At 56.5% G+C, this 14,869-nt stretch carries 14 protein-coding genes; 5 read left to right on the top strand and 9 right to left on the bottom strand.

Annotated elements, in window-relative coordinates; translation table 11 throughout:
* Window positions 1-46 precede the first annotated feature (46 nt).
* Together GOW93_RS02135 and GOW93_RS02130 are read left to right on the top strand one after the other, a co-directional pair.
* A complete protein-coding gene (locus GOW93_RS02135; protein ID WP_170381416.1) occupies window positions 47-676 on the top strand; it encodes a TRAP transporter small permease subunit in 630 nt (209 codons plus the stop codon).
* Window positions 677-678: 2 nt separating this feature from the next.
* The gene (locus GOW93_RS02130) at window positions 679-2,082 is read left to right on the top strand and encodes a TRAP transporter large permease (protein ID WP_170381415.1); all 1,404 of its coding nucleotides are present in this window, start codon (window positions 679-681) and stop codon (window positions 2,080-2,082) included.
* A gap of 142 nt (window positions 2,083-2,224) precedes the next feature.
* Here GOW93_RS02130 and GOW93_RS02125 read toward each other — a convergent pair whose 3' ends face one another.
* From GOW93_RS02125 to rocF, 3 genes are read right to left on the bottom strand one after another with little or no spacing between them, the layout of a single operon-like run.
* On the bottom strand, window positions 2,225-3,265 hold the full coding sequence (locus GOW93_RS02125; RefSeq protein ID WP_170381414.1) for an ornithine cyclodeaminase: 1,041 nt from the start codon (window positions 3,263-3,265) through the stop codon (window positions 2,225-2,227).
* 9 nt (window positions 3,266-3,274) lie between these two features.
* Window positions 3,275-4,195 carry a citrulline utilization hydrolase CtlX gene (gene ctlX / locus GOW93_RS02120; protein ID WP_170381413.1) on the bottom strand — a complete coding sequence of 307 codons (921 nt, stop codon included), beginning with the start codon at window positions 4,193-4,195 and terminating at the stop codon, window positions 3,275-3,277.
* The gene (gene rocF / locus GOW93_RS02115) at window positions 4,195-5,115 is read right to left on the bottom strand and encodes an arginase (protein WP_170381412.1); all 921 of its coding nucleotides are present in this window, start codon (window positions 5,113-5,115) and stop codon (window positions 4,195-4,197) included. The genes ctlX and rocF overlap by 1 nt, the downstream gene beginning before the upstream one ends.
* A gap of 86 nt (window positions 5,116-5,201) precedes the next feature.
* On the opposite strand from rocF, the gene GOW93_RS02110 reads away from it, so the two are divergent.
* Together GOW93_RS02110 and mprF are read left to right on the top strand one after the other, a co-directional pair.
* Window positions 5,202-5,630 (top strand): Lrp/AsnC family transcriptional regulator, encoded by a 429-nt coding sequence (locus GOW93_RS02110; RefSeq protein WP_170381411.1) that lies wholly within the window; start codon window positions 5,202-5,204, stop codon window positions 5,628-5,630.
* 102 nt (window positions 5,631-5,732) lie between these two features.
* On the top strand, window positions 5,733-8,342 hold the full coding sequence (gene mprF / locus GOW93_RS02105) for a bifunctional lysylphosphatidylglycerol flippase/synthetase MprF (RefSeq protein ID WP_170381410.1): 2,610 nt from the start codon (window positions 5,733-5,735) through the stop codon (window positions 8,340-8,342).
* Between the two features lie 3 nt (window positions 8,343-8,345).
* Here the strand turns inward: mprF and GOW93_RS02100 are convergent, their stop codons facing one another.
* The 6 genes from GOW93_RS02100 to GOW93_RS02075 all read right to left on the bottom strand — a co-directional run bounded on the left by GOW93_RS02100 (window position 8,346) and on the right by GOW93_RS02075 (window position 13,092).
* The gene (locus GOW93_RS02100; RefSeq protein ID WP_170381409.1) at window positions 8,346-9,908 is read right to left on the bottom strand and encodes an efflux transporter outer membrane subunit; all 1,563 of its coding nucleotides are present in this window, start codon (window positions 9,906-9,908) and stop codon (window positions 8,346-8,348) included.
* A gap of 11 nt (window positions 9,909-9,919) precedes the next feature.
* On the bottom strand, window positions 9,920-11,065 hold the full coding sequence (locus tag GOW93_RS02095) for an HlyD family secretion protein (RefSeq protein WP_170381408.1): 1,146 nt from the start codon (window positions 11,063-11,065) through the stop codon (window positions 9,920-9,922).
* Between the two features lie 21 nt (window positions 11,066-11,086).
* On the bottom strand, window positions 11,087-11,449 hold the full coding sequence (locus GOW93_RS02090; protein WP_170381407.1) for a DUF3302 domain-containing protein: 363 nt from the start codon (window positions 11,447-11,449) through the stop codon (window positions 11,087-11,089).
* 34 nt (window positions 11,450-11,483) lie between these two features.
* Window positions 11,484-12,050: a disulfide bond formation protein B gene (locus GOW93_RS02085; protein WP_170381406.1), complete on the bottom strand. Its 567-nt coding sequence runs from the start codon at window positions 12,048-12,050 to the stop codon at window positions 11,484-11,486.
* 11 nt (window positions 12,051-12,061) lie between these two features.
* On the bottom strand, window positions 12,062-12,217 hold the full coding sequence (locus GOW93_RS02080; protein ID WP_170381405.1) for a DUF5993 family protein: 156 nt from the start codon (window positions 12,215-12,217) through the stop codon (window positions 12,062-12,064).
* A gap of 113 nt (window positions 12,218-12,330) precedes the next feature.
* Entirely contained in the window at window positions 12,331-13,092 is a 762-nt protein-coding gene (locus GOW93_RS02075; protein ID WP_170381404.1) for a DeoR/GlpR family DNA-binding transcription regulator, read from the bottom strand.
* A gap of 187 nt (window positions 13,093-13,279) precedes the next feature.
* Here GOW93_RS02075 and glpD point away from each other — a divergent pair, with 187 nt between their 5' ends.
* Window positions 13,280-14,866, top strand: a complete 1,587-nt coding sequence (glpD, locus tag GOW93_RS02070) for a glycerol-3-phosphate dehydrogenase (protein ID WP_170381403.1) — start codon at window positions 13,280-13,282, stop codon at window positions 14,864-14,866.
* Window positions 14,867-14,869: the final 3 nt, after the last annotated feature.

Genomic DNA, 14,869 nt, shown 5'->3' with positions numbered 1-14,869 from the left:
TGACCGGGCACCCGAACACCAATCCAAAAAACAGGGGATCACCGTAATGGCAGGACAGGCCACGGTGCTTGAAGACGGCAGCCGACTTAGTCGGCTGGATCGTCAACTTTTAAAGTTGGAGCAGTTTCTGGCATTGATCAGCGGTCTGGCCGTATTTGGCTTGATGGTGCTTGCTGTCGTCTCGGTCAGCGGGCGCAATGCAATTAACGCACCTTTGCCCGGTTACGTCGACTGGATTGAACAGGCCATGCCATTGATTGCCTTTCTTGGCGTTTCCTTTGTGCAACGACAGGGTGGGCACATTCGTATGGACATCGTAATCGCACGTCTTCACGGGCGGGCGTTATGGCTATTCGAAATGATTTCGGTGATCCTGATCCTGGTTCTGATGCTGGCGCTGGTGTGGGGGAGTTGGTCACATTTCGACCGGTCCTTCGACTTTGGTGCGCCACTATGGAGCCGCGACAGTTCAATCGACATTGGTATTCCTTTGTGGCCCGCCAAACTGTTGGCTCCGGTCGCGTTTTCGGTTCTGTGTGTACGGTTGGTATTGCAAGTCTGGGGCTACGGTCGCGCCTTCGTACTGGGGTTAGAACATCCGGTTGCAGTGCCTCTGATTCAGGATGCGGCGGCCCAGGCAGCGGCTGAGGCCGAGCAATTCGAAGGGCAGGACTAGCCATGGACTCGATAGATATTGGCCTGTGGGTCACGGGCGGTCTGCTGGTTCTGGTTGTCACGGGCATGCGCGTGGCCTTCGCGGCAGGTCTTGCCGGGCTGGTGGGCCTGATCTGGATTTTCTGGGCCAAGTTCGGATATGAGCCCGACCGCTTTGGCAAAGCATTGACGGTCGCGGTGAAGACGGCCGGGCAGGTGCCGCATTCCAAAGTGGCGGCTCATACGCTCAGCCTGATCCCGACCTTCATTCTGATCGGATACCTGGCCTACTACGCGGGCCTGACCCGAGCCTTGTTCGAGGCTGCCAAACGCTGGGTGGCTTGGGTGCCGGGCGGGCTGGCGGTGTCGACCGTGTTTGCAACTGCGGGATTTGCGGCAGTGTCTGGCGCATCGGTTGCCACATCGGCGGTGTTCGCCCGGATCGCCATCCCCGAGATGCTGAAGGTCGGCTATAACAAGCAGTTCGCTGCAGGTGTGGTTGCTGCCGGAGGGACGCTGGCCTCGTTGATTCCGCCATCGGCGATCCTTGTGATCTATGCCATCATCGTCGAACAGGACGTCGGAAAATTGTTGCTGGCCGGTTTCATTCCGGGTGCGTTTTCCGCGGTCGTCTATGGGGTGCTGATTGTCGGCATCGCCGTTTTCTTCAAAACCGTCGGCCCCCCGGTCACGGGCTACACCTGGAAACAACGCTTTGCGTCGCTACCGGGCGCTTTTCCGATCGTGGCCGTGATCCTGATCATCATCTGTTTTGTCTACAACCCGTTTGGTGAAAAAGCATGGGGCACGCCGACCGAAGGCGGCGCTATCGGCGCTTTTATTGTCTTCTGTTTTGCCCTGTTCCACGGCATGCGCTGGACCGAGTTGAAATCCGCGCTGCTTGAGACCGCCAAACTGACCGCAATGATTTTTTCGATCATTTGGGGCGTGCTGATTTATGTGCGCTTTCTCGGCTTTGCCGATCTGCCGGGTGCGTTTTCCGACTGGATTACGTCGCTGGAAATGTCACCGATGCTGATCCTGATCTGCATTCTGCTGGCTTATGCGGTACTGGGCATGTTTATGGATGCCATCGGTATGCTGTTGCTGACGCTGCCGGTGGTCTATCCAGCCGTAATGGCACTGAATGGTGGTGAATTAGTCAGCGCAGCTGACAGCGCATTCGGCATGTCTGGCCCGATGTGTGCAATTTGGTTCGGTATTCTCGTGGTGAAGATGGCCGAGTTCTGTTTGATAACACCGCCCATCGGACTGAACTGTTTCGTAGTCGCGGGCGTACGCCCGGATTTGAGCGTTCAGGACGTCTTTAAAGGTGTCACTCCGTTTTTTATTGCGGATGCCGTCACCATTGCGCTGCTTGTGGCGTTCCCTGCCATTGTGCTCTATTTGCCGTCGCTTGCTGGGTGAGCAGGAGTATTTTGCGAGGCTCTGCCTCGCGCTCCGAGATATTTTTGGCCAGATGAAGAACCGGATCCCAACTTCATCTGGCTGCAAGTATCCTGGGGGAGACGCCGAAGGCGGCGGGGGCAGAGCCCCCTCTGTCCGGACGTTACCCGGCTCGCATCAACATTCCGTACAAGTCACGCGGATCATCCGGGTCAGCCAGCATGTCGAGGGGTTCAAAAAACTTGGTACCTTCTATGGCCGATTTGACATAGCGCAGGGCTGAGAAATCCTCGATTGCAAAACCTACGCTGTCGAACAGGGTGATCTGCCGATCGTCGCGACGGCCTTCTGCCTGGCCAGTCATGACCTGCCACATCTCAGTCACCGGGTGGTTATCGTCCAGTGCCTGTATCTCGCCCTCGATCCTCGTCTGTTCCGGATATTCAACGAAAATGTCCGATCGCAATAGGATATCACGGTGCAGCTCGGTCTTGCCGGGGCAATCGCCGCCGATGGCGTTGATGTGCACGCCCGGGCCGATCATGTTGTCGGTCAGGATCGTGGCGTATTTTTTGTCGGCCGTGCAAGTGGTGATAATATGTGCGCCTTCGATGGCCTCTTCAGCGGTTTTGCAAGCTACAACCGACAAACCTTTGCCTTGCAGGTTGGCGGCGCATTTTTTGGTGGCGTTGGGGTCGGTGTCGTATAGGCGCACGGTCGTGATGCCGCACATTGCCTTGAAGGCAAGGCATTGGAATTCCGACTGGGCGCCGTTGCCGATCATGGCCATCACCGAGGATGACTTGGGTGCCAGATAGCTGCCCACCAAAGCTGAGGTTGCGGCTGTGCGCAGTGCGGTCAGCATTGTCATTTCGGTAAGCAGGGTTGGATATCCGGTGTAGACGTCAGCTAGCAGGCCAAAAGCGGTGACTGTCTGCAATCCCTCGGACGTGTTCTTAGGGTGGCCGTTGACGTATTTGAAGCCATAGGCTTCGCCGTCTGATGTGGGCATCAGTTCAATCACGCCATGTGGGGAATGGGCCGGGATACGGGGCGTTTTATCGAAGCTTTCCCAGCGTTTGAAGTCGGCTTCGATCTGGGCTGCGATCTGCGAGATCATCCGCTCAAGCCCGATGTGATGCACCAAGCGCATCATGTTATCGACGGATACAAATGGCACAAGTGCCTTGTCAGAAGGTTGCATCGGGGTCTCCTATCGGCGGGACAGGTGGATGCCTGCAATCATGCAGCGCACGGATCCACCGGCAGTTTCAATTGTGGGAACCGAAAGCGGCAGCGGCGTTGCGCTGGCCTCGATCGTGGCGATTTGTTCCGGGGTCAGGGCCGCAAGCGCCCGGCTGGACAGGGCCAGTAGCAGACCGTCTTGACCGCTAAGTTCTATAGCGTTGCCTGCAAATTCGGCGATCTGTTCGTGCGTTAGGTCAATGACCGTGCGACCGGATTCTTCCAACCTAGTTTTCACAGTCGCGCGCCGTTCGGGGTCTGTAATCATGTCCAGACAGATCAGTGCGTACTTAGTGCCAATGCCCATTAAAACATTGGTATGATAAACGTCACGTCCTTCGGCATCCTGTGCCTCAAACACGATGGGTTCATAGTTGAAGTGAGTGCAGAAGCGTTCGAGTAGGACGGGATCGGCGCGGTTGGATTTGACCGCATAGGCAACGCGGCCAACGTGATCCAGGACCATCGCTCCGGTGCCTTCCAGCGCAAGCTTGTCCTGCTCAAGCCCGGAATAGTCGATCACGTCTTGAACGCGGTACTCTTGTTTGAGCATCTCGATGACATCCGCGCGGCGTTCGCGCCCACGTGATGGCACAAACATCGGGTAAATCGCGACGTGCCCACCGGGATGGGTCGAGAACCAATTGTTCGGGAAAACACTATCGGGCGTGTCTCGCTCACCATGATCATCAAAGACGTGAACCTTAACGCCAGCTTCACGCAGCAAGGCAACTGCCCCGTCGTGTTCGTCGCGCGCTTTGGCAGATGTTGCCTCAGCCGAGCGGTTTGCCAATGTTTGGAACGCGTTGTCATCGCGTGTTTCGGGGTTTGAGGCAAATGCATGGGGCCGGATCATCACGATGGCCGAAGGAGCTTGTAGGGATTGCATCAGAAGCTCCGGGTTGGACGGTCGAAGATGCGGCGGCCTAGTAATGAGGCGGCCAGATCGACCATCAGTTTTGCGGTTCGGCCGCGTTCGTCCAGAAACGGATTCAATTCAACCAGATCCAACGAACAAACGAGACCGCTTTCGTGAAGTAACTCCATGACCAGATGGGCCTCGCGTTCGGTCGCACCCCCGGGGACGGTGGTGCCAACAGCCGGGGCGACGGAGGGGTCTAGGAAATCGACATCCAGTGAGACGTGCAAGATGCCGCCAGCGTCCCGCACACGATCAAGGAATGCGATCAGAGGAGCTTTGATACCGTGCTCGTCGATGCTGCGCATGTCGGCCAGCATGGCGTGGTCTTGCTCAAGCCGCGCGCGTTCTGCCGGGTCGACCGAGCGCAAGCCGATCATACCGACGCGGTCTGTTGGAACCGGGACGGACACAGGCGGGAAGTCATCAAAGCTGGGCTGGCCGGTGAAATAGGCAACGGGTGTACCGTGCAAATTTCCGCTGTCGGTGCTGTGGGGCGTGTGAAAGTCGCTATGGGCATCCAACCAGAGCACAAATAAGGGGCGTCTGATCTGTTCGGCATGAGCAGCCATGCCCGTAACGGTACCCATCGACAGCGCATGGTCGCCGCCCATGAAAATCGGCAAGCCCTGTGGGGCAGTGTCCTGCGCTGCACGGCTGAGAGCACTGGTCCAGCCGATGCATTCGGGCAGGGAATACAGGTGTTCGTGTGGGGGGACATCCGTCTGATCCGGACGAATATCGCCAAGGTCGCTCACGCGGTATCCCAAATCCGACAAGGCCTGATCCAAACCTGCAACCCGATACGCATCAGGCCCCATTCGGCAGCCCTGCCGACGTTTGCCCGCGTCCATAGGGGCACCGATCAATATAACATGTTTGTTTTCCATGTGGTTATTTATGATGTCATCATGGCTTGCGAGAAGAGAGCAAAATGTTCAAAATGGAACTCTGAAATTCGTAATGAGAAGAACATATGGACGAATTGGATAGTAGGCTGCTGAACGCATTGCATCGTGATGCGCGGGCCTCGTTGTCAGAGTTGGCGGAAACTCTGGGGGTGACACGAACCACCGTGCGTAGTCGGCTGCAGCGGTTGAAGCAATCAGGTGAGATCGTGGGCTTTACTGTCCTGACCCGGCGGGATGTCGCGGAAAGCCCGGTTCGCGGCCTGATGATGCTTGAGATTGAGGGTCGCGGAACGGAACGAACGTTAGCCAGAATCGCTGCCCTTCAGCAGGTGCGTGCGGTGCATACGACCAACGGCAGTTGGGATCTGATTGCCGAGATCGGTACTGAGACGCTTGCCGAGCTTGATGATGTATTGTTCCAGATACGCCGGATGGAGGGGATCACACGGTCCGAGACCAATCTGCTGCTGTCTACGCGCAAAGGGCGAGTCTGACCCCTCGTAGTGCTTTGAGGTTCAAGGAAATTGTGCAAGAGTTGCCCTGCGTCGCCCATCCGCGCGCGGGATCGTTGCAGTGCCTCAGAGCAGGGGGAAACCATGACCACGCTGGAGACTGACAAAGAGCTTTGGGCTGTGCGTCTTGCTGGAAGGATTAGTGGTTTTCTGGAAAAGCCATTCGTGCGGATTGCGGTTCCAATCCTGGTCACGCTGATTGCGCTGGTTGTGCTGCACGAGCTATCTCAGCACGTGAAATGGGGCGATGTTCAAACGGATGTTGCGAATACGTCTTGGAAGCTGATGTTCGTAGCCCTGTGTTGGACCTGTTTCAGCTTTTTCTCCCTGTCTATGTACGATGTGCTCGCCGTCCAAAGCGTGGCGAAGGGAGAGGTGCCTTTGACCGTGGCCGGGATGGCAGGGGCCAGTGGCTACGCAGTGTCGAACTGCCTTGGCTTTTCCTACATCACGGGAACGGCGATACGGTATCGCATCTATGCCTCGCTTGGGCTGGACCTGAGCAGGGTGGCCGGGGTCATTGCAACGTCGTGGATCGCGTTCTGGTCCGGTCTGGTGCTTTTGCTTGGCGTTTTGTTCACCCTGCACCCGGATGGAATCTCGAATATCCTGCCGATCAGTGATACCACCGAAACCGTAATCGGGCTGTCGCTGCTGGCTGGGCTGGTGGTATTGTTCATCTGGCTTGCGAAGGGTGGGCGCAAGCTGGCCTATGGTGGGGTCGGGTTCAACTTGCCGGGTGGGAAACTGGCGGGCATGCTTACCCTGGCCGCAATCGGAGACCTGTTTGGGGCTTCGATGGTCCTATATACGCTGATGCCCGCAGACCTTGGTGTTGGGTACCCTTTTTTCTTCACGATCTATATCGGTGCCATTGCGGTTGGTATCCTCAGTCATTCTCCGGGTGGGATTGGCGCATTTGAGGCGACGCTGATTGCGGGGCTAGGCGCATCAGGCCGGTCCGATGTTATTGCGGCCTTGTTATTGTACCGCCTGGTCTACACATTTTTGCCCTTTGTCATCGCCAGCTTGTCTATAGCCGTCGCCTCGGCTCTGACGCACCGCCATCATATCAGCGGCGCGGCCACGTGGGTGTATCGCGCGATCCGTCCTATTGTTCCGATGGTGGCGGCAGGCGTGACCGCCGTGGCCGGGATCATCTTGCTGGTTTCAGGGGCGTTACCGTCCAGCAGCCAGAGCCTGGGCGCGTTGCGGGACTTTCTGCCGTTGTCCTTCGTCGAGGCTTCGCACTTGGCAGGCAGCATCGTTGGCGTGATGCTGATCTTGGTTTCTCGGGGGTTATTTCGAAAACTTTACCGAGCGTGGATTGTGGCGATGTTGCTGATGGTGGCCGGGTTTGTCGCCTCTCTGACCAAGGGTTTGGACACACATGAAGCGATCGGAATGTTGGCCTCCATCGCCATTCTTGCCACGTTTCGGGGGGCCTTTTACCGCGTCAGCGGGGCCTCGATCTTTCGCCTGAACATTCCGTGGCTGGTCAGCGTAATCGCCTTGCTGGCCGTTATCTTCTGGATCGGGTTGTTTGCCTATTCCCACGTCGAATACCAGAACGCCCTTTGGTGGGAGTTCGCATGGAACGGCGATGCTTCGCGGTTCCTGCGTTCCAGCCTCGTGGTTGCGGTTATTCTTGGCGTGGTCGCAGTAAATTCTTTGTTCGGGCGTGAAATACCCCAACCTATGCGCACCGAAATCCCACCGGTTGTCGAACGTCTTGCGCTGGCAAGCGAAGATACCGAGGCGCAGATTTCGTTGACCGGGGACAAGCAGTTCCTGATCGCACCGGATCAAAGTGCGTTTTTGGCTTATGCCGACACGGGAAACGCATTGATCAGCAAGGGTGAACCGGTGGGCGATGAAAAGACCGGCCAACAATTGATCTGGCAACTACGCGAGATGGCGGACCGAGAAGGCAAGCTTTGCGCGTTCTACAGTGTCTCTACGAAGTACCTACCAACCTTTCTGGACCTTGGCCTGTCCATTCTAAAAATTGGTGAGGTTGCGCGCGTGCCGCTGAAAGATTTCTCGCTGGATGGTAAATCACGCAAACGATTCCGGCAGGCGAAGAATCGGGCTGAACGTGAGGGTTATGTCTTTGAGATCATTCCGAAAGAGGAACTGGCCCCGCTTTTGCCTGAGTTGCGCAAAGTTTCGGATGACTGGCTGGAAAACAAGGCCGGAGAGGAAAAGGGCTTTGCCCTTGGCGGGTTCGACAATGAATATCTCTCATACTTTGACCATGCTGTTCTGAGAAATGGCGATACCGGGAAAATTGTTGCCTTTGCCAACCTGTTTCAGGGTGGGAATAAGTCCGAACTTTCGCTGGATCTGATGCGCTATGAACCCGACAGCCCCAGCTTTGTCATGGATGCGCTATTTGCTGAGATGATGTCTTGGGGGTCAGAACAGGGATTCCACTGGTTCTCATTGGGTGCGGCACCGTTTTCGGGTATCGAGAACCGTCAGTTAGCTTCATTCTGGAACCGGGTGGGCGGGTTTGTCTATGAGCATGGCGAGCAGTTCTATCACTTCGAAGGGCTGCGTTCTTTCAAGCAGAAATTCGACCCGGAATGGAGCCCGAACTATCTGGCGAGCCCCGGTGGACTAGCGGCGCCCCGGATTTTGTACGAAGTAAATGTGCTGGTGTCTGGCGGTTTGCGCGGGCTGACGAAATAGCGATCAGTTCAAGCTGGCGCGGGTAGGGGTCTCTTGCAACAAGTCGCCCCAATCGGTGCGATAGGCCATTTCCGCCAATACGGTTTGCGGCAGGAACTCTTGGTTCTGACGAATCTGCCAACCACCCCCAAGACCCTTGTAAACCGCGACCAGATTGCTGGAGACCTGTTGACGCGCCTCAATCAGGTTGGCCTGAGAACTCAGCAAAGCAGTTTGCGTGTTCAGTATGCGGGAATAATCGGCAATACCGTCGCGGTACTGATCCACTGCAATGTCGGCGGCCTTGCGCGATGCGGCGACACTTTTTTCATAGAATCCTACCTGCTTGCGCGATTGGGCATAGGCGACCATCGCACTTTCCACTTCGGAATAGGCGGTCAGAACAGTGTTCTGGTAGTTGGCGATTAGCGCCTGATAGGCTGCGTCCTGCGCGCGCACGTTGTTCTTGATCCGGCCATAGTTCAGCACATTCCAGACGACACCCGCATTGGCCAGACCGGTCGTACTGGCCGATGAAAACAGGTCTCGACCACCCGATGCCTGAAGGCCAATGGAGCCGGACAGAATGAACTGCGGGTAGAGGTCAGCCATTGCAATGCCCACCTGAGCCGACTGAGTGGCCGCCGCCAGTTCAGCTGCGCGCACATCTGGGCGGCGGCGCAGTAGTTCGGCAGGGACGCCCACGGCCACGTTGGAGCGGGCCGACGGAATACGCCCCGAATTGCCTAGCAGGTTGGTCATCCTAGATGGCGTTGTCCCCAGCAAAACGGCCAGCGCATTCTTGGTTTGTTGCAGGTCGCTTTCAAGTTCGGGTACCAGCGCCTTGGTGTTGTTCAGTAGGGCGGTGGATTCCTGCACGTCCAGTTCGGTTGTCACGCCGTTGTTAAAGCGCAGTTCGGTCAGTTCGGCGGATTCTTGTTGCAGTCGGATGTTTTCGCGCGCGACGGTCAGAGATTCCTGTAGCGCGCGGATGTTAACGTACAGCGCTGCCACATCCCCAGTCAGCGTCACCAGGGCGTCGTCGTAGTTCGCCACCTGCAACGCCAGATTGGACCGCGCTGCCTGAACTCCGCGACGTTGTTGGCCCCAGACGTCCAACTCCCATTGTGCGTCAAACCCAACTTGCGAGGTTGAAAACTCGGTATCCAAAGGGATGATCCGATTGATATCCGAAATCGGCCCTAGATTTTCACTGATCTGCCGCCGTTCGATCGATCCGCCAATGGCCTGCGATTGCGGGTATAGCTCACCGAAGGCAATCCCCAGCTGCGCGCGGGCTTGCAGAACGCGGGCACCTGCCACTTGAAGGTCGAGGTTCTGAGCGTACGCCTCTGCGATCAGCTTATTCAGGGTGGGATCATTGAACGTCTCCCACCATTTCACAACCGGAGCGCTGCGGGACGTAAGGCCACTTTGCCCTGCGGTGGGGCTGTTCACTTCGATCCACTGTTTCACGATCGGAGAGTTCGGGCTCACGAAATCTGGGCCAACGGGCGCGCAACCTACCATCAGTGCCACGCACAGGGCAGTGCCGATCAGTCTGCGGTGAAGTCTGGCCCGGGTCATGTCATGTGTCCTCAGATATCCAGTGGTCGGATGAAGTTGGCGAAAGAGTAAAGGCGGATATTGATGCGCCGCAGAAACTCAAAGCTTTTGCCTTGGCCGGTGTAGATCGCCACAGCGGCATGGCCACCGGCGGGGAAGGTGTGATTTTCAGGAACGTCGACGGAAATTTGCACCGCAATGCGGCCGGGTAGCTTCGGCAGCTCAAAGCCGGGCAGGCGGCCCGATGGCAGGTACTGACCCTGGCGGGTGGCCCACCAGATGGCTTCGACCTTGCCGGAGAGGATTTCACCGGGATAGAGGTCTAGCGCCACCTCAACCTCTTGGCCGGGTTCGACGAACTTCAGGTTCTGCTGGCGATAGGTCGCCAGAATATAAGGGTTGTCCTTGGTGACAAAACTGGCAATTGCACCGAGCCGGATCTCACCCACAACTAACCCCGGACGGGCCTGTTGCGAGACGATCATGCCGTCTTCGGGCGCGTAAATCGTCGTGTTATCAAGGAAATACTGCGCCTTTTCCAACTGCGCCTGTGCCTGAAGGATGCCTGTGTTCACCCCGTCGATCTGGGAATCCAGCGCCAGTTGCGCCTTTTCCAAATTGGCTTCGGCCTCTTTGATTTGGGCCTGATCTTCGGTGACCTGTTCGTTCCAACGGTCCAGCTCATCCTGACGCGCGCCGCCAGCGGGCACGAGGTTTTCGTACCGCTTCTGCTGAGTCAGCGCATAGGCCAGTTGCGCATTCGCACGCTCGACGGCTTCGGATGCCACGATGACGTCCTGTTCAAGGATCTTGGCATTTTGTTGGGCCGCAACCAACTGCGCTTTGGCTTCCTGAACCTCAAGGGCGAACACGGTATCCTCAAAGCGATAGAGCGCATCGCCCTTTTTGACCTCGGTATTCGGCTCGACAAGAACCTCGGTCAAGACGGTCGGTTGGGTCAGTCGCGGTACGATTTGTATGGTCGAGCGAACAACATGGCTGTCGATGGAGAAGGGTTGAAAGAACCGAAGCGCGACCAGAAAGATCAACAGAAGGTGGGCGCCGACCCAAAAAGACACGATGCCCCAGGCGATGTTGAACTTCAGCCACTGCATTTTGAAGAAAATGAACCAGACGAATATAATGTAGAACAGCGTAATGCCGAGGGCGACAAACATATTTTGTGACTTCCTTTGGCCTTAGCTTTTCTGTGTCTCGTCGGGATCAAGCGGGTCGCGATATTCGTCGGTTAGAGTGCCGCCCAACCGTTTGATTTCCTTGCGAACCGCGTCGCGTTCATCGTCAGGCATGCGGCGGATATCCACGGTGGCGCTGTCATGGAAAGCCCAGATAAAGGCGTGCACCCATGGAACGATGGCCAGAAAACCCATCCACCCCATGATCTTGACGGATTCTGCATGAGGATGGTTGCGCTTGATTGCGATCCGTCCGGGCAGGCCCATGATGAAAATAAACAGCCCCATCACCGCCGCCAGCAGCAAGATCAGCGCCACGAATGTCAGATAGTCATAGTAGTCTAGCGGCTGCCCCAGTAATCCCATGCTCGTGCCTCCTTGTGGGAAGGTTACTCCATCCTCAGTCGTTGGTGCGCAGTTCGTCAATCAATTTGTAGTTCGTTGGCGGGTCCGCGCATATTCCCGGCCCGCATTCCAGCAGGGTCGAAATCGCATTCAACGCCGCGAGGCCCAACATGACGAAAAACGCGCTTTTGGCTAGAACGCTGCCGCCAAAGCGTGGTTGTTGGGTGTCTGTGTCGTACTGCCGATCGAACAGCAGCATAAAAGCCGTGCCCAGAAGGATCAGGAAAAAGCATATCGCAGCCCACGTATAATAGTGAAGCCCCAGAACGGGCGAGCCATAATGGCCGGTTCCCGGCACGATGTGCAGCAGAATCTGGCGCACGGCGACGCTGCCGCCAAATAGCGCGGCAAGAAGCATAATGGCATAGTGCTGCGGTCGCGCGCCGTATAACAGGTTCAGTCCGAGCCCTACGCCGACGGCCACAAATCCGACCCTTTGCAATAAGCACAATGGGCAGGGCAGTTCGCCGAGTGTCAGCTGATAGATATAGGCCAGCAACAATACCAAGCTGACGGCCAGCATGCCAAGCGCATTCAGGGTGCGTGAAAGTTCTGGTGTCATCCCGGCCCTTTCTACAGCTGAATCGTTAGCTGGCTGGTGGCATGAAATTTCAGCCAATAGACGCTCAACGCCAGCGTGATAAAGAACAGCGCATTGGCTGCGGTTCTCAGATTGAAATAATTCAGCCCCATGGTGACTGTAAGTAACGCAAATAAAAGCGCTATCATGGCCCGGACCTCCCGTCCCGTGCGACGATCGCAATAGGGCGAGTGTGTCAGGCCGAGACGTATCTGGCAAGAACTTGCGATTTGGGCTCCCTTTTAAAGAGAACTGATGGACGTCAGCTGCACAATTTCAGTTGTGTTTGCCACTTAGCGCATTGCGCACTTAACTCTTCAGGCAATGCCTGATCGGTGTAGAAAATATCGACGTCGGCCAGCGACGCGATCTTCGCCGGTGCAGTGCGTTGAAACTTGGAGTGGTCGGCAACAAGGCAGGTCTGGCGAGCTTGGGTGATAATGGTTTGACTGACCCGTACCTCCTGAAAGTCGAAATCCAGCAGGTCGCCCGAAACATCCATGGCTGAGCAGCCTATGATTGCATAGTCGAACTTGAACTGTTCGATTGTCGAGATCGTCAGGTTGCCAACCAATCCGCCGTCCGAGCGGCGAAGCACACCGCCCGCAACAACGATCTGACAGTTCGGGTTGTCGACCAGGATATTGGCGACGTTCATGTTGTTGGTCACCACCATCAGGTCTTTGTGGTCCAGCAGCTGGCGGGCGACAGCCTCGGTCGAGGTGCCTATGTTCAGAAACACCGATGCTCCGTCCGGGATGCCCTGTGCGCAGAGTTGCGCAATGCGGGCCTTAGCATCTGCATTCAGGGCCCGGCGGTCTTCGTATCCTATGTTCGAAACGCCCGAGCGCAACACGGCACCGCCATGAACACGGTCCAGTTTTCCCATGTCCGCGAGGTCAGACAGATCACGCCGAATGGTTTGGACGGTCACATCAAACCGCGCGGCCAAATCTTCGACCATTACGCGGCCATCCTGCTTGGCGATGTTCAGAATGTCTGACTGGCGAAAAGAAAGGGACACTGTTTGCTCCAACTTGGGTTTGTTCGTTTTTGTTCTAATTATTGATTTTTGCAACATTAAGCCAGGCTATGCTCCAAAAAATTAGACTAAATGCGGCAAATCGAACATAAACGAAAATCAAAGTTGACGAAACGCGGGTGACTGCGGTTAATGAGCATGCGTTTTCCACAGTGGGGAATCATCCGAAATGGAACAGAAAAACGGGCAGGTCTCGGACCTCTTCATCATCGGCGGCGGGATCAATGGATGCGGTATCGCGCGTGATGCGGCGGGGCGCGGGCTTTCGGTGACTTTGGCCGAGATGAATGATTTGGCTTCGGCGACCTCCTCAGCCTCGACCAAACTGTTCCATGGGGGGCTGCGCTATCTGGAGTATTTCGAGTTTCGCCTAGTGCGCGAGGCCTTGATAGAACGCGAAACCCTGTTGCGGGCGATGCCGCATATCAGCTGGCCAATGCGTTTTGTACTGCCGTATCACGCGGATATGCGGTTTGATGCAGAAACGCCGACATCGCGTTTGCTGAGTACGGTCATGCCTTGGATGAAAGGGCGTCGCCCAACCTGGCTGATCCGCCTGGGACTGTTCATGTACGACCATCTGGGCGGACGAAAAATCCTGCCTGGTACGTCGTCGTTGAACCTGAAAACAGCGCCCGAGGGGCGGCCACTACAGGACAAGTTCGAGACTGCCTATGAGTACTCTGATTGCTGGATCGAGGATTCTCGGCTGGTTGTTCTCAATGCCCGCGATGCTGAGGCTCGTGGTGCTGAAATACTGGTTCGTACCGAGGTTCTGTCGGCGGAACGAGTGGATGACCTGTGGGAGGTGACGATCCGTGATCGTGCCAGCGATTCAACCCGCGTGATCAAGGCCAGAATGCTGATCAATGCCGGTGGCCCGTGGGTTGGCGACATCATCCAGTCAAAGATCCACGTGAATTCGCGCGAGGGCGTCCGCCTGGTTCGTGGCAGCCATATCGTAACCCACAGGTTGTTCGACCATGACAAGTGCTACTTTTTTCAGGGTGAAGATGGACGCATCATCTTCGCTATTCCCTATGAGCGGGACTACACGCTGATCGGCACCACGGATCAGGATCACCCGGAACCCGACGTTGCTCCGGTCTGTACCGAGGCCGAGCAGAATTATCTCTGTGCCTTTGCGACGAAGTATTTCCAAAAGCCTGTTACGCGCGATGACATCGTCTGGACTTATTCCGGCGTTCGCCCTCTTTACGACGACGGGGCCAACAGTGCGACTGCTGCGACAAGGGATTATACGTTGAAAGTGGACGCACATGGTGGCGCGCCAGTTCTGAATGTGTTTGGCGGAAAAATCACAACATACCGAAGGCTTGCAGAAAGTGCTCTGGAGAAGGTTGCCGAGCATTTCCCGAATTTGCCCGGACCTTGGACGGCGGGCGTTGCCTTGCCCGGCGGTGACTTCCCGGTCGATGGGGTTCAGGATCTGGTCGCCGGGTTGGAGGCCGATTATGCATTTCTTGATTGGTTATGGGCTGAACGCCTCGTTCGGGCCTATGGCACAGAGGCACGGACAATTTTGGGCGAAGTTTCTGCCGCTGAAGAATTGGGTGAGGACTTCGGTGCCACGATAACCGCACGAGAATTAGAGTGGCTGATGGACAAGGAGTTTGCGCGCACAGCCGAAGATGCCGTCTGGCGTCGCAACAAGTTGGGCCTTCGTTTGAGCGCTGATCAGATCGCTCGGATAGAGGAATGGATGGATCAACGCAGCGTACAGGCTGCCGCTTAGAGC

The organism is Ruegeria atlantica, assembly GCF_013032455.1.
Taxonomy (GTDB): domain Bacteria; phylum Pseudomonadota; class Alphaproteobacteria; order Rhodobacterales; family Rhodobacteraceae; genus Ruegeria; species Ruegeria atlantica_B.
This window is presented reverse-complemented; position numbering and strand designations above follow the sequence as displayed.